The following is a 20,732-nucleotide window of genomic DNA, read 5'->3' as shown; positions in this document are numbered from 1 at the left end:
ATGCGCGCCCGGCTCGCCCGCATCTTCCGCCTCGGCATCAAGGAGCTCTACAGCCTGAGGGCCGACCCGGTGCTGGCGGCGCTGATCCTCTACACCTTCACGGTGGCGGTCTACACCGTCTCGCAGGGCGCCAAGTTCGAGGTGGAGAACGCCGCCGTCGCCGTTGTCGACGAGGACCAGACCGCACTCTCGCGGCGGCTGAGCGACGCGCTGCTGGGGCCCTTCTTCAAGGAGCCGGTGGAGATCAAGGCCACCGAGATCGACGCGGCGATGGATGCGGGGCGCTTCGTCTTCGTGGTGCAGATCCCGCCGCGCTTCGAGCACGACCTGATCGCGGGCCGTAACCCGACCATCCAGCTCGACATCGACGCCACCGCCATGTCGCAGGCCGGCAACGGCGCCGCCTATATCCAGAACATCATCCAGCAGGAAGTGCAGGCCGCGGCGCCGGGCACCGTCACCCAGGCGCCGGTCCAGGTCGTCATCCGCGCCAAGTTCAACCCGAACCTCACCTCCTCCTGGTTCACCGCGGTGATGCAGGTGATCAACAACGTCACCATGCTGGCGGTGATCCTCTCCGGCGCCGCGCTGATCCGCGAGCGCGAGCACGGCACCATCGAGCACTTGCTGGTGATGCCGGTCACGCCGATCGAGATCATGCTGGCGAAGATATGGTCCAACGGTCTCGTCATCGTGGTGGCGGCGACGCTGTCGCTGCTCGTGGTGGTCGAGCGCCTGCTCGGCGTGCCGGTGCAGGGCTCGATCCCGCTCTTCGTCGCCTCGATGCTGGTCTACCAGTTCTCCGTCACCGCGCTCGGCATCCTCCTCGCCACCGTGTCGAGCTCCATGGCGCAGTTCGGCCTCATCGTCATGCCGGTGATGATCGTGATGAACCTGCTGTCAGGCTCGACCACGCCGATGGAAAGCATGCCGGTCTGGCTGCAGAACATCATGCAGTTCTCGCCCTCGACCCATTTCGTCGCGCTGTCGCAGGCGGTCCTCTACCGCGGGGCGGGCATCGACACGATCTGGCCGAACCTGCTGGCGCTGGCCGGCATCGGCGCGGCCTTCTTCACGCTCGCCGCGCTGCGCTTCCGCAAGGCGCTGCAGGCGGCGGGATAAGCCGCGCCGCCTCTTGTGCGGCGCAGCGAATGGACCTCTAATGCACGAGCCGCGCGCCAGGGTCGTCGCCGGCGCGTCACGGCAGGGATGCCGGCAGCCCCTCGCGGGGTCGTCCTGTCCTGCCGACGGGAAGGTTCCGCGCCATCCACGCGGAGGCCCAAATGCTGATCGACACCGATCTTTCCGCCTACCGTATCGCGACCGAGCCCTATTACCGGCCGGTGGGCGAGGAGGTCGCCGTCTTCGAGGCGGCGTGGCGCCACCGCCTGCCAGTGATGCTGAAAGGCCCGACCGGCTGCGGCAAGACCCGCTTCGTCGAATATATGGCTTGGCGGCTCGGCCGGCCGCTCATCACGGTGGCCGCGCATGAGGACATGACCGCCGCCGACCTCGCCGGCCGCTTCCTGCTCACGCCCGAGGGTACGATCTGGCATGACGGGCCGCTCACCCAAGCGGTGCGGTATGGTGCGATCTGCTATCTCGACGAGATCGTCGAGGCGCGGCAGGACACCACCGTCGTCATCCACCCGCTCACCGATGCCCGCCGCATGCTGCCGCTGGAGAAGCGCAACGAGCTGGTGCCGGCGCATGCCGATTTCCAGCTCGTCATCTCCTACAACCCCGGCTACCAGAGCGCGGTGAAGGACCTCAAGGAGTCCACCAAGCAGCGTTTCGTCGCCATCGATTTCGACTATCCCGCCCCGGCGCTGGAAGCCGAGATCGTCATGCGCGAGGCCGGCGCCGACCTCGCTCTGGCGCGCACGCTGGTGGCCATCGCGGCCTGCTCGCGCAATCTGAAGGGGCAGGGGCTCGACGAGGGTGCTTCCACCCGCATGCTGATCCATGCCGGGCGGCTGGCAGCCGGCGGCGTGCCGCTGGCGACGGCGGTGACGGCCGGCATCGTGCTGCCGATGACCGATGACGCCGATGTGCGCCGGGCGCTCGGCGAGGCCATTTCCGCCTGCATGATATGAGCCCCGTGCTGGACATCGCGGCGCCGCATGCCGACCGCCTCGCCCGGCTGCTGGCGGGACGCGAGGGGCTCGCCGGCATATTCGCCGATACGCGGCGCAGGCTTTCCGCCCGGCTCGATGAGGCTGCGCTGGAGGACTGGGCGGCGGGCGGGCTCGCCCTGCTGGAGGTGAATGCCGGGGCTTCCTGCCTGCTCGCCTATTGGCGCGCCAGCCTCGAGCTCGCCCCGCGTCGCGGCGACGAACTCGGAGAGATGGCCATGCGCGCCGCCGCCCTCTGCCGCGAGGCGGGCGGGAAGGCGGCGGCCGCGACGCTCGATGCCTTCGTCCGCATCGAGCCGCGTCTCGCCGGCACGCAGGAGAGCGACATCTGGTGGCGCGCTTTGCTCACGCTGGCCCGCGCCGCGCCGGACTGCGTGGAGCGGGTGGCAGAACGGGCGGAAAAGCTGATGCTGCCCGGCCATGTCGCCGCCTTCGCCGATTTCATCGACGCCGGGCTCAAAGCCGCCGGGCGTGACCGCGCCACGCGCCGCGCCTTCTTCGCGCTGGAGGACCGGCTCGCTCAAGCGATGGGCGCGCGCATCGGCGCCGGTCCGGGCTTTGCCGAGCTGGAAGCCGAGCTGAAGACCGTGCTCACGGCGCTCTGGGGCACGGTGCCGAACCTGCAGCCGCTCGCCATCGTCGGGCGCGAGACAGGTCCGCGCGCGAATATCGCCGGGCCGGTGATCCGCCTGCCGGAGGCGGTTCCCGGTATGGCTGGCGAGCCGTCGCGCCGACTCTATCTCGCCTCAGCCGTCCATGCCTCGTCACACCTCGCCTTCGGCAATCCGCGCTTTCCGGTTCGCAAGTTCAAGCCGGTGCAGATCGCGCTGGCGACGCTGGTCGAGGATGCCCGCATCGAGGCTCTGGCGATGCGCCGCTATCCCGGCCTGCGCCGGCTCTGGGCGCCCTATCACGACGCTACGCCCGAGGACGGCCCGACCGTCGCCGCGCTGCTCAAGCGCGTGGCGCGCGGGCTGTTCGATCCGACCTATGCCGATCCCGACGCACTGGTCGGCAAGGCGCAGGCGCTGTTCGCCTCCGCAGGCGATCTCGATGACCCGGCGCTGAGTCTGGGCATTGGCACGCGCCTCGCCAACGATATCGGCCAGCGCCGCCTGCGCTTCGACGCGCGCGGCCATGTCGCCCAGCCGGCCTATCGCGACGACGGGCTTGGCCTGTGGGATTTTTCCGACATCGATCCGGAAGTGACGGATGCGGTCGAGCTGATGGTCGAGGCCGCCCGCATCGAGCGCCGCGAGGCCGAGGACGGCAAGGAGGACGAGCCTTCCCGCGAACCCGCCGGTCGCGCCCGCCCGAAGCTGGCGGGCGGGGAGGGTACGGTCGTCGCCACCTATCCCGAGTGGGACGCGGCCGCCGGGATCGAGCGGCCCGACTGGACGACGGTGCGAGAGATGGTGCCGGCTGTGGGCGACGCTCGCGTGCTCACGCGCGCTCTGGATCGCGCCGCACCGGTCCGCGCGCGTATCGCCCGGCTGGTGAAGGCCGCCAAGGTCGGCCGCACCGCGCGGCTGAAGCGGCAGGCGGAAGGCCACGACCTCGACATCGACGCCGCCATCGAGGCGGCCATCGCCCGCCGTGCCGGCGAGGTGCCGGATCTGCGCGTGTTCCGCTCCACCGCTCTTCTCCAGCGCGACCTCGCCGTGCTGGTGCTGGTCGACGTCTCGCAGTCAACCCGCGAGAGGCTGGCGGACGGCTCCAGCGTGCTCGACATCGAGAAGCTGGCGGTGGCGATGCTGGCCGAGGCGCTGGAAAAGCTCGGCGATGACTTCGCGCTGCTCGCCTTCGCCTCCAACGGGCGCGGCGACGTGCGCGCGACATCGGTGAAGGGTTTTTCCGAGACCTACGATGCCGAGGCGGCGGCGCGGCTCGCGGGGCTGTCGTCCGGCCTGTCGACGCGGCTAGGCACTGCGCTGCGCCATGCCGGGGCGCAGATCGCCCGCGTGCGGTCGTTCCGCAAGCTCATCCTCGTGCTCACCGACGGCGAGCCGTCCGACATCGACGCGGCGTCGGGCGACCTCGTGGCCGATGCGCGCCGCGTGGTGCTGCAATTGCGGGGGCAGGGCATCGACACCTTCGGCGTCACGCTCGACCCGGCCGGCGTCGGTTCGGGACCGGCGATCTTCGGCAAGGCCAACGCCATACCGGTGCGCCGGGTCGAGGACCTGCCGATGCGGCTGTCGGAGCTCTATTTCCGCCTGGCGCGGCGGTGAGTATCGGTCGTTGCGAGGGTAGGGCGGCACGCGCCTGCGTGCTTCGAGGCCGGCGCAATGCGCCGGCACCTCAGCATGACGAACCCCCAAAAGGTGCCCCGTCATCCTGAGGTGCGAGCGTAGCGAGCCTCGAAGGATGGTCGTTATAGTGCACCAAGACGAGCATCCTTCGAGGCCCGACCGTTGGTCGGGCACCTCAGGATGACGGCCATCGGGAGTGGATGGCCGGGACGAGCCCGGCCATGACGTTGTGTGGGGTGGAGGACGGGAGATCTGGCCGTCCCTCCTCACCTATGCGCCGTCTCGCTGTTCGGGATCCCCTCGATCGGGCATTCCTCGGTGCCGACCATGGGCCGGGTGAAGGACTCCACCATCTCGCGCGTGCCTTCCGGGTCGGCGATCCACTTCTTGTAGAAGTCGTAGGGGCATTCGGCGGCGCCCTTGTCGCCGTCGCCGGAGTTGATCATGCCGGTATAGCCGCGGTGCACCAGCTTGAAGAGGTGGTTCTCCGACTGCATGTTCTTGCGCGCGTCGCGGATCAGCGAGGTGGAGAGCGCGGCGTACTGGATGCCGTACTCCTCTTCGCCGCATTCGCCGAGCGTGCGGCCGTCGAAGCCGATGATCGCCGAGTGGCCAAAGTAGGAATAGACGCCGTCGAAGCCGGCGGCGTTCGCCACCGCGACATAGGAATTGTTGGCCCAGGCCATGGCCTTGGCCATGATCACCTGCTGGTCCTTGGCCGGGTACATGTAGCCCTGGCAGCGCACGATCAGCTCGGCGCCCTTCATCGCGCAGTCGCGCCAGATTTCGGGATAATTGCCGTCGTCGCAGATGATGAGCGAGACCTTCAGCCCCTTCGGGCCGTCGGAGACATAGGTGCAGTTGCCGGGATACCAGCCCTCGATCGGCACCCAGGGCATGATCTTGCGGTATTTCTGCACGATCTCGCCCTTGTCGTTCATCAGGATGAGCGTGTTGTAGGGCGCCTTGTTGGGGTGCTCCTCGTGGCGCTCGCCGGTGAGCGAGAACACGCCCCACACCTTCGCCTTGCGGCAGGCCTCGGCGAAGATCTCGGTCTCCTCGCCCGGCACAGTGGCGGCGGTGTCGTACATCTCCTTGGAATCGTACATGATTCCGTGGGTCGAATATTCCGGGAAGATCACGAGGTCCATGCCCGGCAGGCCGGTCTTCATGCCGACGATCATGTCGGCGATCTTGCGGGCGTTCTCGAGCACCTCGGCCTTGGTGTGCAGGCGGGGCATCTTGTAGTTCACCACGGCCACGCCGACCGTGTCTTTGCTGCTGGAAACGTCGCCGTGCAACATGGGTGTTCTCCTCGCGTGAAGGCGCGCGGGCGCTCATGCGCAAGCGGCCGGGCCATTGCGTTGTGGGATGGATGGCGCCGGCGCGATGGTCGCCGGCTCTCGCTGCGCGTCGGCGGGGACGGCATTGTCCCGCCGGATGCCAGGCACAAAAAAAGCCCGACAGGCTCTCGCGAGCCTTCCGGGCTTCACCGCCGCGCCCGGCCAGCAGCATCGATGACCGGGCAGATGACGCCGCCGGCAATGCCGACCTCGTCCAGTCGAGGATTGAAACATCGCCGCCCGACGAGTTCAAGCGGCGCGACCCCCGGCAAATGCCGGTGTTGCCGCATCAGCACAGTCAGGTGCGCGGCCGGAAATTCAGCAATTCGCTGGCGTTGATTATGGCCAGCGCCATGTCCTCCATCGGCACGCGCTTGGCCATGGCCTGGCGGCGGATGCTCTGATAGGCCTCTTCCTCGCTCAGTCCCTGGCTCTCCATCAGGATCGACTTGGCCTTCTGGATCTTCTGGATGCCGGAGAGCTTGCGCTCCAACTTGGTGACGCGCTTCTTCGCCTCCTCGCGCTCCAGCCACAGGCTGCGGGCGATGGTGAGGTTGGTCAGCAGGCCGAAGGGGCGGATGGGGCGCTCCACCACCGCCACGGCGCCGGATTCAAGCACGAGCTGGAGCGTCGAGGGGTTCTCATAGCCGACGATGGCGATCAGCGTCGGCCGCGCGTCCGGGTCGGATTTCAGCAGCCTGGCGATCTCGGGCCGCGCGTCCTGCTCGATGGCGAGCAGCACGATATCGGCGGCGGGCCAGTCGGCCGGCACCGGCCAGGTGATCTCTACCATGCAGCCGATGCGGCGCAGATGCTCGACGAGGCTGCCGCGCTCCTCGTCCGGCGGGTGGATGACGTGGACCTTCAGCCCGCGCAAATCCTTCAGGATCTGGATCGCCATGCCGCCCTCTCTCTAAGAGGGCTCGGTGTGCAGGCCGTCCGCCGACCAGTCGTCGAGGCTCTGCACCACGCAATAGGGATCGGGCTTCACCCGCGTGCCGGGGTTCCAGACGATCTGGAACCGGCCCTTGGCGTCGAGCCGGGCGACGCGCGGCCAGAGCCAGGTGTGATTGGTCTGTGCGTCGACGCGCACGCGGCCCTGCGGCGCGTCGAACTCGGAATCCGCCAGTTGCGCCAGCAACGGGTCGGGCGCGTCGGTGCCGGCGCGGGCGAGCGTACGCAAGGCGAGATGCACCTGGAAATAGGCGGCCTCGGCGGCGGCGGTCACGGGGGCATCCGCGCCGTTGCGCGCCTTGAAGGCGGCGACGAAGCGGCGCGCGGCAGGCGTGCCCAGCGTCTCGAAGAAGGGGGCGGCGGTGATGTGGCCGGCGGCCGCCTCGGGGGACATCAGCGCCACCTCGGCCTCGCTGGTCGTGAGGCTGGCGATGGGCAGCCTCGCCGCGTCGAAGCCTGCGGCGCGGTGCGCCTCGTAGAGCGTCGCCGTGTCTGCGCCGACGACGGTGGAGAAGATGACGTCGGGTGCGGCCTTCTTGACCTTCGCCATCACCCGCTCGAAATCGGCCGGCCCGGCGCCGAGCGGCACATAGACCTCGTCGAGCACCCGGCCCTGCGACTGGATGACGAAGTCGCTCATGATGCGGTTCGACTCGTAAGGGAACACGTAGTTCGAGCCGATCATGAAGAAGCGGTTGCCGTAGGTGCCGAGCAGGTACTTGGCGAGCTGGATCGAGTTCTGGTTCGGGGCCGCGCCGGTGTAGACGCAGTGGCGGGAATATTCGAAGCCTTCATAGAGCGTCGGGTAGAACAGCAGGCCGCGATAGGCTTCTACCACCGGCAGGATCGCCTTGCGGGTGGAGGACATGTAGCAGCCGAAGATCAGCCGCACCCCGTCCTCGCCGAGCAGCTTCTCGGCATAGCGGCGATAGGACTTGGGATCGGAGGCGGGGTCATAGACGACGGCCTCGACCGACCGGCCGAGGACGCCGCCCGCGGCATTGATCTCGTCGATGGCGAGCAGCGTGCCGCCGCGCTGCGAGGTCTCGACCGCCGCCGTTACGCCAGTGGCGGAGAACAGCACGCCGATGCGCCAGGGCGGGGAGGCATTCTCAGGACCACTCGTCATCGGCTCGCTTCACCCCGACACCGGAACCTCGTCCGATGCTTGTGCCCAGCGGGGCAGGGTGGAGGCAATACGGCGTTTGCCCCAGACGGACAGTCTCAGGCGCCGCACCGCGCGTCGAGCTCGGCGCGGACGCTCTCCAGTATCGCGTCCGACAGCTCCGGGTCGCCGGCGGCGACGCCGCGGGCCATGGTGAGCGCGCCGATCATCGAGGCGAGGATGGCGATCGCCTGCCGGCGGCGCGCCTGCGGGTCCGACTCGTCGAGGCGCTGTTCGACGGCCTCGATGAAGCCCGACAGGCCTTCGGCGTAGTTCTTCTGCAGCTCGGGCGCCTGCCGCGCGGCCTCGGCCGCCAGCGCCGAGAGGGCGCAGCCGGTCGCCGGGTCGTCGCGGTGGGAGGGGGAAAGATAGCGGTCGATGATGGCGGAGAGGCTTGTCGCCTTCCGCCAGCGGGCGAGGCCCTCGGTGCAAGCCTGCCGGCACGCCTGGCCGGCGAGGTCGGCCTTGGAGCGGAAATGGCCGTAGAAGGCGCCGTGGGTCAGGCCGCTCGCCTGCATGATCTCGGCGACGCCGACATCGTTGAAGCCGCGCTCGCGGAACAGGCGTGACGCTGAGGCGAGGATCGCGCTGCGATGCTCGGCGACCTTGGCTTTGGTGACCCGCAACGGTCGTCTCCCACGATGGCGCTCGTCGTTCCCCTGATCGTTATGAACACGAAAATATAGCTGATGGAAATAAGAACAAACCCGAAGCGCCTCTTCCCTCATGGCCGGGCTTGACCCGGCCATCCAGACTTGGACCGGAGGCTCCCCGGAAGCAAAGGCTGGATCCCCGGGTCAGGCCCGGGGATGAGGGAAGTGGGGCGGTGGGCTGTGGCTCAGGCCGCCTTGTCCCAGATCGGGGCGAGGCCGCCGGGGCTGACGAGGCGCCCGTCCGGCTTTGCGAGGCCGTGGATCGCGGCCATTTCCTCGCCCGAGAGCTCGAAGTCGAAGATAGCGAAGTTCTCCGCCGCGCGGGCTTCCGTCGCCGTCTTGGACAGCACGATCAACCCGTCCTGCTGGATCACCCAGCGCAGCACGACCTGCGCGACGGTCCTTCCGTGGTGGCCGGCGATGTCCTTCAGTACCGGATCGGCGAATACCTTGCCGTCGGCCATGGCGAAATAGGCGGTGACCGACATGCCCGCGGCGCGCGCGGCCTCGATCACCGGGCCCTGGTCGAGATAGGGATGGTACTCGACCTGGTTGGTGACGAGGGGCACCTCGCTGAGGCTCGCCGCCTCCTTCATCAGCGCCGCGTTGAAGTTCGACACGCCGATGTGCCGCACCTTGCCGGCCCGCACCACCTCGTTCAGCGCGCCGACCGGCTCGGGCAGAGCGTGGCCGGCCGGCCAGTGCAGGAGCAGCAGGTCGACATAGTCGGTCTTCAGCTTCTTGAGGCTCTCGTCGACCGAGGCGATGAGCGCGTCATGGCCGAACTTGTCGACCCACACCTTGGTGGTGAGGAAGATGTCGGCGCGGCTGACGCCCGAGCTGGCGATGCCCTCGCCGACCTCGGCTTCGTTGCCATAGATCTGCGCGGTGTCGATGTGGCGGAAGCCCACCTTGAGCGCGTGCGGCACCATGCGCAGCGTGTCCGGTCCGGGCATGCGGAAGGTGCCGAAGCCGAGCGCCGGGATCGTCGCGCCGTTGGCGGTGACATAGGTCTGCATGGAAATCTCCCTGGAGAAAATCAGGCGGTGCGCAGGGCGAGGGTTTCGCGGCGGTCGAGCGCTCCACTCCAGATAGTCAGAGCCAGCGCGCCGGCAACAATGAGGGCGCCGACCCAGGGCGTGGCGTCAAGCCCGAGCGGGGAGGCGACGACCCGCCCGCCGACCCAGGCGCCGATGGCGATGCCGAGGTTGAAGGCGGCGATGTTGAGCGCCGAGGCGACGTCGACCGCGCCGGGCCGCACTTTCTTCGCCAGCTCGACGACATAGATCTGCAGGCCCGGCACGTTGGCGAAGGACAGGAAGCCGAGGGCGGCCAGCGTCGGCAAGGCGAGCCAGGGCGAGGGCGCGGTGAAGGTGAACAGCGCCAGCACGGCAGCCTGCGCCAGGAACAGGTAGGTGAGCGCCTTCACCGGATCGCGGTCGGCGAAGCGCCCGCCCATGAGGTTGCCGGCGGCGATGGCGAGGCCGTAGAGCACCAGGATCAGGCTGACGCTCGATGAGGCGAAGCCGGTGATTTGCTCAAGAATCGAGGCGAGATAGGTGAAGGCGACGAAAGTGCCGCCATAGCCGAGCGCGGTCATGCCGTAGACGATCAGCAGCCGGCCGGAGCCGAGCACGCGGACCTGGTCGATGAGCCTCGCTGGGGCGGCGCGCGAGAGGTTCGAGGGCAGCAGCGCGGCGAGGCCGAGGAAGGCGACGACGCCGAGGCCGGACACCGCCCAGAAGGTCGCCCGCCAGCCGAAGCTCTGGCCGATGAAGGTGCCGAGCGGGACGCCGGTAACGATGGCCACCGTCAGCCCCATGAACATCATGGCGATGGCGGAGGCGCGCCTGTCGGCGGGGACGAGGTCGGCGGCGATGGTGGCGCCGACCGAGAAGAACACGCCATGCGCGAAGGCCGAGACCACGCGGGCGGCCAGCAGCGGCGCATAGCTCGGGCTGAGCGCGGCCGCGGCGTTGCCGACGATGAACAACGCCATCAGCGAGAGCAGCAGCGCCTTGCGCGGCACCCGGCCGGTGAGGGCGGTGAGCACCGGCGCACCGAAGGTTACGCCGAGCGCATAGACGCTGACGATCAGTCCGGCGAGGGGCAGGTCGATGGAGAGGTCGGCCGCCACGGTCGGCAGCAGGCCGACAATGACGAATTCGGTGGTGCCGATGGCATAGGCGGCGATGGTGAGCGCGAACAGCGCGAGGGGCATCCGGGTGAGCGGCATGGCGGGTTCCAGACAATGCGAGGCCCGGCGCCCGCGGCTCGTGGGAGCGCGGCGCTTGCTGGGCGATGGGTGGCGTTGGCCGGAATATGTCGCGCGCCCGCTTGCGCCGGTAGCCGCTATGACGGATCAATACTTTTGAACTGAATTCACAGATAAGCGGCGATCTGTCGAGATGGGACGAGGCTGATGGACAATCGCGCGGGCGAGATGCAGGTGCTCATCGAGGCGGTGGACCGCGGCAGCTTCTCCGCCGCCGGCCGCCGGCTCGGCCTGTCGCCTTCCGCGGTGAGCAAGCTGGTGACGCGGCTGGAGGAACGGCTCGGCACGCGCCTCCTGGTGCGTTCCACCCGCGCCATCATGCTGACCGCCGAGGGCGAGGCCTATGTCGCCCGCGCCCGGCGCATCCTCGGCGAGATCGACGAGGCCGAGCGCTTCATCGCCGCCGGCGCCGCCGCCGCGCCGCGCGGCCGGCTGCGGGTGAGCTCGACCGTCGGCTTTGGCGAACGCTGCGTGGTGCCGCGGGTGCCGGAGTTCCTTGCGCTCTATCCGGAGGTGCAGCTCGACCTGTCGCTGACCGACGAGGTGATCGACCTCGTCGCCGAACGCGCCGATATCGGCCTGCGCGCCGGGCCGATGCGCGATTCCTCGCTCAAGGCGCGCAAGATGCTGGAGAGCCGCCGCGTCATCGTCGCGTCCCCGGCCTATCTCGCGCGTCACGGCAGGCCGCACACCCCGCAGGACCTCGCCGGCCATAACTGCCTGCGCTTCAACTTCCGCCGCTCCCAGGACGACTGGCCCTTCGTCGATCCGGCCAGCGGCGAGGGCTATGCGTTGCCCGTGTCGGGCAATCTGGAGGGCAATAGCGGCTCCATGGTGCAGCGCCTCGCGCTGGACGGGCTCGGCATCGCCCGCATCGCCCGCTACGTCGCCGAGCGCGACATCGGGGCCGGCACGCTGGTCGAGGTGCTGGAAGAGTACAATGGCGGCGACATCGAGCGGGTGCACGCGGTGTTCGTCGGCCACGACTACCTCGCCGCCCGCATCCGTGCCTTCGTCGATTTCCTGGCGGAGAAGGTCGGGGGGTGAGCGCGGCCGGGGCGATCCGGTCGCGTCAGGTGCGGTATTTGCGGGTCAGCGCGTCGATGGCGGCCATGCCGTTGGCGCCCTCGGCATTGCCCTGCGCCTGCAGCGCCCTGAAGATGCGCTGGGCCGAGCGGATGTCGCGGATCTGGTAGTAGGCCCAGGCGCGCAGTACCATCAGGTCCTGCTGCTCGGGCGCGATGCGCGAGCGCTCGTCGAGGGCGATGATGGTCTCGACATAGCGCTGGTCCTTATAGGCGGCGAGCGCGCGCTGGGCGAGCAGGTCGCCGCTCAGTTGCACGGCGCGGCGCGGGCTCTGCGGCGCTTCGAGAGCGGCGGCCTGCGCCTTGTTGGTCATGCCCATGCGCAGATAGGCGAGCGACTTGCCGTAGGCGGCATCCTCGGCGGCGCGGCCGCCGGCGGCGATCGCCTGGTCGAAGGCGCGCACCGCCTCCATCGGCCTGTCGAGGTCCATCAGCCGCCAGCCGCGGGCGACGGCAGCACCACCGCCACCACCACCGGCCGCGGCGGTCTCGACCGTGCTGCCGGTGCGGGCGACGGAACGCGCGACCGGGCGCCGGCGCGGCGTCGGCACATAGTCCGCCGCGGCGTAGGACGGCTGCGCGCCGGCATAAGGCTGGGCGCCGGCATAGGGCTGCGCGGTCGCGCCGGGCAGCGGCTGGAACTGGCCGGTCGCGAGCGGATTCTGCGCCTGATAGGGCGCAGCGCCATAGGCGCGAGGCGCCGTGCCGGCCTGCGGGATCGGCTGGAACTGACGGGCGGTCGGGATCTGCGCGTACTGCGCCGCTCCGCCGCGCAGGCCGATGGGCGGCGTGCCGATCGGCGGCGGCGTCAGCGAGGGCATCGGCGTTAGGCGGGCTGCGGCGGCGCCGAGCGGATCGAGGCGCGGGTCGATCTGGGTGGTGGTCTGGGCGTTGCGGGCCTCGAGGCGGGCGCGCACCACCGGGTCGACCAGAGCCACGATGCGCTCCGAGCGCGGGCCCCAGCTCTGCACCATCGCGTTGAGGCGGGCGATGTCGCCGAGGCGCCAATAGGTGAGCGACAGGCCGTAGGCGGAGGGCTCGTCGTTCGGGTCCCAGTTCAGAGCGGTGTCGAACCAGGACTGCGAGGTGACGATCTGCCCGGTGTTGTAGGCGTACCAGCCGAGCGCCTGCGCGCCGGGGACGTACTTGTCGCGCATCACCACCGGGCTGAAGCGGGTGAGCACGATCTCGTCCAGCACCGGCGGCGGATCGGCGGTGAGCAGCGCGATGACAACGTCGAGATAGGCCTTGTTGTTCTCGGGCGCGGAATCGCGCCACTCGAAGGCGATCGGCTCGGCTTCCAGCGAGCGGCCGAGGAAGTTCAGCGCCAGCACATAGCCTTCCGCCGCCTTCGGGCCGCCCTTGCGGTCGAGCGCCAGCTTGAACCATTCGAGGGCGCGGGTCGCCTCGTCATGGCGGAACAGGTACCAGCCGAGCAGCAGCGGGTCGCCGGGCGTGGTGCCCTGGCGCGCCAGCGCCTCCATCCGCTTGATGTCCTCGTCCGGCACCGTGTACTCGGGATTCTCGGCGGCGCGGCCCATGCGGCGGCGGATCAGGTCGTCGCGCAATGCGGCGAATTCCGGCTTGCCGGCCGCGTCCTTGCGCTCGAGTTTGAGCAGGTTCTCGATCTGCTCGTCGGTGAGCAGCGGCATCGCCTTCTGCACCGTGGCGAGGCGCTCGCCGGGGTCGTTGCAGTTGGTCAGCACGTAAGTGTAGGCATCGAGCGCGCGCGGCGTCTGCTCGGTCTTCACGAAGGCCTCGGCGACGCGCCAGAGGATGTCGACATTGGTGCAGGTGAGCAGTCCCGGCGCATCGGTGGCGAGGCGCAGCACGGTCCCCCACTGCTCGGCGTCCGACGCGTTGACCAGCTGCCGGCGGTTCTCCGCCTCGGTCAGCCGCGCCAGCAGGTCCGGCGGCGCCTGCCAGGAGGGGTCGGCGGCCTGGCGGGTGGCGATGGCGCTGCGCACGTCGGAATACTTGCCCTCGGCGTACATCTTCCACATGCGCTGCAGCTCGACGTCGGTCTGCGGACCGAACAGGTCGTCGGGCGGCGTCCAGTCGGGATAGAGCGCGCGCAGGCGGGCGATCTCGGCTTCCAGCCGGCGGGTGTCGCCCTGGGAGGCGAAGTAGCGCAGGGCGGTCTCGTCGACCTTGGGGCGGGCGGTCTTGTTGGCGGTGCCTCCGGTGCCCGGGAGCTCGATCTGCTGTCCGATCGCGGGAACCACCGCTCCCCCGAGCATGATCAGCAGAATGGCCCTCTTCAAAGACATCTCGGATATCGCTCCGCGACCAGTGCCCAGCCTAACAAGTACAACGTCGACGGATAGTAGAGCGTAGGCTCAAAACGTCTCAGATCTTCGGGAATCGGGGTGGCATTCAACGCACAGGCCAGAACCGACGCGAGCATGCGATAGCCCGGGTCGGTAAGCCGTGCGAGCACGCGCCCGGTGGGGATGTCGACGACCGCGGGTGTGCCCCCGCCTTCGATCAGCCAACTCCGCCGGAATGGTTCCTGTAACGCCGTGTTCTCGATCCCTGCCCGCAACAGGTAAAGAGATATCCTTAATGAATTGTAACCAAAGACAGGCGGGAAGCCCTCGGCGACCGTCACCGGCTTGCTCGCCGGCGCCGAGATCCAGTCGGGTGGAAGCCGCGCCGGACCCAGCTGGGCGATGCTCAGCAGCTCCAGCCCGGCATTGGCCGCTTCTGACCATTTGAACTCCGGCGCGAGCTGCGCCATGACCGGAAAGGTCTCGAATATCCAATAGGATAGGTTGAGTATCGGGCCGTCCGGCCGGTCGCTGGAGGAGAAGCCGGAGACGCCCGGAAGCAGAACCAGCCGGCTTCCGTCGGTGACCAGAAGCTTCCTCCCGATCGCCCGTGCGATTCGCCGCGCCGCGTCGATGTAGGGCTGTTGATTCCACGCGGCTCCGGCCCGTGCCAAGGCATAGGCGATTAACAAATCGCCGTCGCTCGCCGCGTTTACGTCGGTGACATGCGGCGTAGAGTTCGGATCCCAGCGCCATGCGGCGAGTCCATCATCGCGAATCAGTAACTCGGTACGCGTAAAACTCCATATGCGTTCAAAGTTGCTTCTGTCACCTGCTAAATACGCCAGCAGCATGCCGTAGCCCTGGCCTTCGCTGTGGCTGATGCCGCCATTGGCGGTGTCGACGACGCGTCCGCTGCCGTCGACGAAGCGCTCCATATAGGCGCTCCAGGCCTCGGTCGGGATCAGGGTGGAGGGCTGGGCGGACACGGGCAGTGCTCCGCAGACGATCAGGAGAAAGCCGGCGAGCACCCGCCGGATCATGAGGGCCGCCCGAGCCGGCGCAGCAGGAGGGCGGTGGCGCAGCCGAGGATCGTGCCGGCCAGAACCAGCATCAGCGCGTAGGGCAGGATGTTGATCGACAGCCAGTTGGCCGCGATCATGCGCAGATTGCCGAAGGAGAGCGGCTGGGTGACGATGAAGCTGAAGCTGCGTATGTCGCGCCGCTCGATGTCGCCGGACGCCACCTGATAGGCGACGGCCTGCCCGCCGATGCGGTTCCACACGGCATCCGAGGTGAAGCGCGTCATCGACGCCGCCAGCGCCTCCGGCGTGCGGCCGGCGACCAGCGTCCAGGCGGCCGAGCCCGTCGGGCCGGTGCCCTGCGCCATCAGTACCGAGGTGCGCGGGGGCGGCTCGAACAGGCTGCGCCGGCCTTCCTGCAGGCGGAAGGATTCGAAGTTGATGGAGAAGGTGCGCTCCAGCCAGCCCTCGAAGCCTTCGACGATGGTGTAGAGGCTGCTGTGCCCCTGCACGCTGCCACGCCAGCGCTCATAGACCTCGTGCGTGTTCTGGTCGAGCCGCGGCTCGCCGGGCGGGGGCGGGCTGTCGCCGACCTGGCGGGAGCGGAAACGCTCCAGCACGTTGTCGTATTCCTGGCTGCTGCCGACGTCCCTGTTCTCGTCGCCGCTGGCGGAGACCACCCAGTTGGTCCGCGCCGTCTCGGCGACGCCGACCTGGTCCAGCACGCTGGAGGAGACCTGGTCGATGCTGCCGACGAAGATCACGTTGCGCTCGCCCAGCGTCACCGAGGCGGGAGAGGCGTCGATCGGCAGCGGCGCGCCATTGGCGAGGGCGAGCCGCGACATCAGCGTGCCGGCGGCCGACAGCGTGGATGAATCCTGCCGCGCCAGCACCACCGCGACCGGGTTGCCGTCGAGATTGTAGGGGAAGGCATCGGCGGAGAACGAGGCGAGGTCCGGCACCCGGCCGATACGGGCGAAGTTGCCGATGGAGAACTCGGTCGAATCGAACAGTACGAAGCGGTTCTCGGCCGGCAGGGTGGCACCCGGCAGGCAGCGCGCGTCCGATTCCGTGTCGAGCACCACTTCCAGCCAGAGGCGGTTCACACCGGGACGGAAGTTGCGCAGCGGGATCTGCATGCGCTCGCGCTGGAACAGTCCGCCGCCCGAGGCGGTGATCGGCAGGTTCGAGGCGATCTGCTCGTTCACATAGACGTCGACATGGCTGCCCGGCCGCACCGCGGCGGTGAAGGCGGCGTCGAGCAGCAGCTGCGCGTTGCCATAGGCCTGGGCGTAGAAGTCGGCCGGTAGCGCGATCTGGAACTCGGCGCGGAAGCGGCGGCCGGAGAATTCCTGCGTCGGCACGCCGAGTTCGCCGAGGCGCACGCTGCGGGCGCTGTCGAACAGCGGCGCATTGGGCGCGTACAGCGTCTGCGTGTTGACCGCGTCGGTGCGGGGAATGGAGATCGCGTTCAGCCGGTCGATGGCGCGGTCGACGTCGGCCGCGGTCGGCCCGGAGATGACCAGCGTCGGCGCGCCGAGCCGGTCGTCCTCCAATAGTGTGGTGATCGGGCGCAGCCGCGCCTCGTTCGGCACCGAGGCCATCAGGCGGGGCAGCTCCGAGGCGGTGCCGACCACGACGGTGAGCCCGCCCGGCGGCGTCTGGCCCGTCTGGCTATCCGCTATGGTGACGGAAGTGTTGGGGAACTGGCCGCGCACGGCGAGGCCCTGTACCACCCGCAGCACGCGGGAGCTGCCGCCGCCCTCGATCGGGCCGGGGGTGACGATGCGGATCGGCGTCACGCCGTACTGGTCGAAGCCGACCGAGGCGAGGTCGTCGAGACCGCCGGACAGCGGCGGGCGGCCGCCGTTGAAGACGAGGCCGGTGCCCTCGTTGTTGATCTCGGTCCAGAGCTCGTAGGTCGCGGTGACCGCGCAGTCGGTGCGGTGACGCTGCACCACGTCGATGCGGATGAGGTTGGCGCCCGGGCGCAGCGTGCCGCGCTGGATCGGTACCTCGAAATGCGCGGGCTCCTGCGAGGCGGCGATCGGCCGCTCGATCAGCGCCTGGCCGTTCACCGTCACGCGGATACGCGAGGTTTCCGGCATCACGACGACGGCGCTGAGGTAGCTGAGCAGGAAGCTCGCCTGCCGGTTGGCCTCTTCCTGGGTGGCGTAGAACACCCAGGCGCGCGAGGCGACCTCGCCGGCGAAGATCATACGCCGCTGCGGGATGAGGAATCGGTCGGGCCGCTTGCGCACTTCGGCCACCGGGGTGGTGGCGGGCACCTGCGTGATGACCGGCGCGGGCTGGCCGGGCACCATCTGGAACGGCGCGGCGGTCGGCGCGGGCGCGCCGGGCTCGCCCGGCAATTCAATGCCGGTCGACGACTGGTTCATGTCCCAAGTCGGCGCCGTCGCCGAGGTCGGCGGGCTCGCGGGAGCCTGCGCGCCGGAGGTCGGCGGGGTGCTGCGTGGCGCCGCGGGCGCGGGCATGGAAGGCGCGGGCATGGCGGGCGCCTGGGCATAAGGCGCGGGCTTCGCCTGCTGCGGATTGACCGGCCGCGCCTGGCCCGCCTGCGTCTGTGCGGGCGTCTCGCCGGCGTCCGGCGCGGGGATCCAGGCGGAGGACGAGGACGGCGCCGGCGACCGGCCCGCCGGTGCCGGCGCGGCCTGCCCGGAGGGCATCGCGAAGGGCGTCGACCCCTGCGAAGGTGCCGACGGCGTCGGGAAGGACGGGATGGAGAAGTTCGGTCCGCCGGCGGCGCCGGCGCTCAAACTGTCCGAGGCCGCGGGCGACGAGGCCGAAGAACTCGGCGCAGCGGAGCCGGACGAGGCGGGCGGCGTCATCGGCACCGAGGTCGCCGGCGCGGAACTCCCGGAGGCGGGCGCATTGCCCCCGCCATAACCGGGGATCGGCGGCGTCATCGAGAAGCCGGTGCCCTGGCCGGCCCCCTGGGCGTAGGCCGGCGCCAGCCAGGGGCCGGCGAGCGGCGCCTGCGCGAGCGCGAGGACGAGAGCGGCGGCAATGGAGGCGGGAGCGCGCATCCTGGTCATCCACGTTTGACCGGCGCGAGCACCGGGCGGCGGCGCCGCTCGCGCCAGAGCTTGTGCAGGTTGACCAGGTAGGAGAGGCCGCGGCCGGTCTGGAAGATCGCCACGCGGACGAACCGTATCGTGCCCATGAGCACGCCGGGGTTATTCCGGCGCGAATCCAGGAATTTCTGCCATTCGTTGGAATTGGCGAAGATCAGGTCGGCGATCAGGCGGTAGTGCAGCGGCTGGTCCGGGTGGAACTGGCAGCCGAGCAGCGCGCCCTCGGCACCGCGCTCGACGTTGCGGATCGCGACCGGCAGCACGTCGATCGGGATGTTGGTGGCCAGCGGGCGGAAGCGCAGCAGGCCGACCGTCCCGCGCTCGAACTCCGGCACCGTCACATTGGCCGCCAGCCGCACCCGCGCGCCGCCGAGCGAGCCGTCCTCGATGGCGGCCGGGTAGGCGACGCCGTTGATGACGATCTCGCCCCGGCGCAGCAGGTCGACGCGGTGCGTGCGGCGGCGGTTGCGCCGCTCGGAGACGACGCCCAGCGCGCAGCCGGCGAGCAGCAGGTTCAAGAGGTTCCAGCCGCCGACGACGATGATGACGTCATGGTTGAACGGCTCTGTCAGCAGGCGCCAGATGGTCAGCACCACGCCGAGGACGAGGATGCCGAAGATGATGAAGAAGGGCGGGCCGATCTCCGACACATGGCCCTCGTCCATGTGCTCGCCCTTTGCCGTCACCTTGAAGGTGGGCTTGCGCGGATTGGCCAGCACCGACACCAAAGCGGGGAACAGGTAGATCGACTGGATGTATTCGTAGAGCTCGGAGACCCATGGCCAGCGATAGCGGCCATAGAGGTAGTTCTGCATCAGCAGGTTCACCAGCATGTAGGTGGTGGTGTAGGCGAGGAACTCGGCGCCGGAGGCGTTGAAGATCTCCAGCGAGAAGAACAGGTAGAACAGCGGCGAGATGAGGAACATCAGCCGCGAATAGGGGAACAGCCAGAAGAAGGTGCTGGAGCAGTAGCACAGGCGCTGCGCCAGGGTGAGGCCGCGCTTGCCCGGCGGGAAGTGGAAACGCAGGATCTGCATCATGCCCTGCGCCCAGCGCGAGCGCTGGACGATGAAGCTGGCATAGCTGTCGGGCTGCAGGCCGGCGATCATCGGCTTGTCGACATAGATCGAGTGCCAGCCGCGCGAGTGCAGCTCGAGCGCGGTCTCGCAGTCCTCGGTGATGGTGACGCCGCTGAAGCCGTTGCTTTCGCCCAAGGCGCGCCGGCTCAGCACCGCCGCCGAACCGCAGAAGAAGGCGGCGTCCCACTTGTCGAGGCCGCGTTGGATGATGCCGTAGAACATCTCGTTCTCCGACGGCATGAAGTCGAAGGTGCCGAGATTGCGCTCCAGAGGGTCGGGATTGATGAAGAAATGCGGCGTCTGCACGAGGAAGAGGTTCTCGTCCTCGAGGAAGTAGCCGACCGTGTTGGTGAGGAAGTCGCGCGTCGGCGCGTGGTCGGCGTCGAACACCACCACGAGGTCGCCCGTCGAGTGCGCGAGGCCGTTATTGAGGTTGCCGGCCTTGGCGTGCTCGTTGCGGGCGCGGGTCAGGTAGCGGGCGCCGAGGCCGGCGCAGAGCTGCTGCAATTCGGCCCGCCGGGCGATGGCGGCGGCGGCCTGGTCGGGGTCGTCCTGCTCGCATTTCTGGTCGGTGCCGCCGTCGTCGAGCAGCCAGACGGTGAACTTGTCGGCCGGATAGTCGAGGCTGAGCGCCGCCGAGACGGTCGAGGCCAGCAGCGACGCGTCCTCGTTATAGCTCGGGATGAACACGTCGACGGTCGGGATCTGGTCCGCGGGAATGGCCGGCGCGGTGCGCACCGGCATCGGCGCGGAGACTACGAACAGGCTGAGGAACAGCATAAACACGCTGTACATCTCGGCCAAATAGAGCATGAAGCCGGGGATGAAGTCCTCGAGCTGGGTGATCGGCGGAATCGTGCTCGTGGTGCGCCAGTATACGTATCGCAATACTACGGCGGTGCCGATGGCGAGCGCAATGGTGCGCGGCATGCCGACCGGGGGGCCGAAGGTCTTGAGCAGGATCATGGCGACGACGACGATGCACCCGGCGATCAGATGAGCCTGCAAGCTGATCGGCAGAGTGATCAAGAATACCACGACCAGGGATGAAATAGCCCACAGCGCGGCGATCCAAGCTTTGCGCATCGTCGTTATTGCCTCGTCCAGCCCCCGCTGAAAGTCAGCAGATCAATGTGTCTTAGACGCGAGAGGTTGAGGAAATCTATCCAAATTCAAACCATATCGCGCGCGGATCGATTCCACCCTATTGCGGTGCAGGCTAAAGTCCAATGACACAAGTGATTCGGCGTTGTTCCGAGCGGCGGTTTCTGGGGGGATGACCGTGGCAGTGGAGCGCTTGTTCGGCCAGCACGAGCGTTGAAGGGGCTATGACGGGACGGACTACGCGCGTACCTCTACCCGGGTGTCTGGCGGTGTCCCTGGCTCTCCTTTCGGCCGGATGCG

Annotated in this window: 14 protein-coding genes; 4 read left to right on the top strand and 10 right to left on the bottom strand. The window is 68.8% G+C overall.

Going from position 1 to position 20,732, the window contains the following annotated elements; translation table 11 throughout:
- The 3 genes from SNOV_RS15790 (at position 1) to SNOV_RS15780 (ending at position 4,366) form a co-directional block, all read left to right on the top strand.
- Positions 1–1,122, top strand: a complete 1,122-nt coding sequence (locus SNOV_RS15790) for an ABC transporter permease (protein ID WP_013167959.1) — start codon at positions 1–3, stop codon at positions 1,120–1,122.
- A gap of 161 nt (positions 1,123–1,283) precedes the next feature.
- The gene (locus tag SNOV_RS15785; protein WP_013167958.1) at positions 1,284–2,096 is read left to right on the top strand and encodes a CbbQ/NirQ/NorQ/GpvN family protein; all 813 of its coding nucleotides are present in this window, start codon (positions 1,284–1,286) and stop codon (positions 2,094–2,096) included.
- Positions 2,093–4,366, top strand: coding sequence for a nitric oxide reductase activation protein NorD (locus tag SNOV_RS15780; protein ID WP_013167957.1), 2,274 nt, complete (start codon positions 2,093–2,095; stop codon positions 4,364–4,366). Before SNOV_RS15785 ends, SNOV_RS15780 begins: the two co-directional genes overlap by 4 nt.
- Before the next feature lie 287 nt (positions 4,367–4,653).
- Here SNOV_RS15780 and SNOV_RS15775 read toward each other — a convergent pair whose 3' ends face one another.
- The 6 genes from SNOV_RS15775 to SNOV_RS15750 form a co-directional block, all read right to left on the bottom strand.
- Positions 4,654–5,691: an aliphatic amidase gene (locus SNOV_RS15775; protein ID WP_013167956.1), complete on the bottom strand. Its 1,038-nt coding sequence runs from the start codon at positions 5,689–5,691 to the stop codon at positions 4,654–4,656.
- A gap of 337 nt (positions 5,692–6,028) precedes the next feature.
- A complete protein-coding gene (locus tag SNOV_RS15770; protein WP_013167955.1) occupies positions 6,029–6,631 on the bottom strand; it encodes an ANTAR domain-containing response regulator in 603 nt (200 codons plus the stop codon).
- Positions 6,632–6,643: 12 nt separating this feature from the next.
- Entirely contained in the window at positions 6,644–7,813 is a 1,170-nt protein-coding gene (locus tag SNOV_RS15765; protein WP_013167954.1) for a transporter substrate-binding domain-containing protein, read from the bottom strand.
- A gap of 95 nt (positions 7,814–7,908) precedes the next feature.
- On the bottom strand, positions 7,909–8,475 hold the full coding sequence (locus tag SNOV_RS15760; protein ID WP_013167953.1) for a TetR/AcrR family transcriptional regulator: 567 nt from the start codon (positions 8,473–8,475) through the stop codon (positions 7,909–7,911).
- 212 nt (positions 8,476–8,687) lie between these two features.
- Entirely contained in the window at positions 8,688–9,521 is an 834-nt protein-coding gene (locus SNOV_RS15755) for an aldo/keto reductase (RefSeq protein WP_013167952.1), read from the bottom strand.
- Between the two features lie 20 nt (positions 9,522–9,541).
- Positions 9,542–10,723, bottom strand: coding sequence for an MFS transporter (locus tag SNOV_RS15750; RefSeq protein WP_041783502.1), 1,182 nt, complete (start codon positions 10,721–10,723; stop codon positions 9,542–9,544).
- A 201-nt stretch (positions 10,724–10,924) separates the two neighbouring features.
- On the opposite strand from SNOV_RS15750, the gene SNOV_RS15745 reads away from it, so the two are divergent.
- Positions 10,925–11,824, top strand: a complete 900-nt coding sequence (locus tag SNOV_RS15745; protein ID WP_013167950.1) for a LysR family transcriptional regulator — start codon at positions 10,925–10,927, stop codon at positions 11,822–11,824.
- A 25-nt stretch (positions 11,825–11,849) separates the two neighbouring features.
- Here the strand turns inward: SNOV_RS15745 and SNOV_RS15740 are convergent, their stop codons facing one another.
- The 4 genes from SNOV_RS15740 to bcsA are packed head-to-tail and all read right to left on the bottom strand — an operon-like array spanning position 11,850 to position 20,414.
- The gene (locus tag SNOV_RS15740; protein WP_013167949.1) at positions 11,850–14,132 is read right to left on the bottom strand and encodes a hypothetical protein; all 2,283 of its coding nucleotides are present in this window, start codon (positions 14,130–14,132) and stop codon (positions 11,850–11,852) included.
- The gene (locus SNOV_RS15735; protein WP_013167948.1) at positions 14,123–15,175 is read right to left on the bottom strand and encodes a family 8 glycosyl hydrolase; all 1,053 of its coding nucleotides are present in this window, start codon (positions 15,173–15,175) and stop codon (positions 14,123–14,125) included. Before SNOV_RS15735 ends, SNOV_RS15740 begins: the two co-directional genes overlap by 10 nt.
- On the bottom strand, positions 15,172–18,201 hold the full coding sequence (locus tag SNOV_RS15730; RefSeq protein ID WP_013167947.1) for a cellulose biosynthesis cyclic di-GMP-binding regulatory protein BcsB: 3,030 nt from the start codon (positions 18,199–18,201) through the stop codon (positions 15,172–15,174). Before SNOV_RS15730 ends, SNOV_RS15735 begins: the two co-directional genes overlap by 4 nt.
- 5 nt (positions 18,202–18,206) lie before the next feature.
- Positions 18,207–20,414, bottom strand: coding sequence for a UDP-forming cellulose synthase catalytic subunit (gene bcsA, locus SNOV_RS15720; protein ID WP_013167946.1), 2,208 nt, complete (start codon positions 20,412–20,414; stop codon positions 18,207–18,209).
- Positions 20,415–20,732 lie beyond the last annotated feature (318 nt).

The organism is Ancylobacter novellus DSM 506, assembly GCF_000092925.1.
Lineage (GTDB): Bacteria > Pseudomonadota > Alphaproteobacteria > Rhizobiales > Xanthobacteraceae > Ancylobacter > Ancylobacter novellus.
The sequence above is the reverse complement of the archived record's forward strand: the minus strand, read 5'-3'. Positions and strand labels throughout refer to the sequence as shown.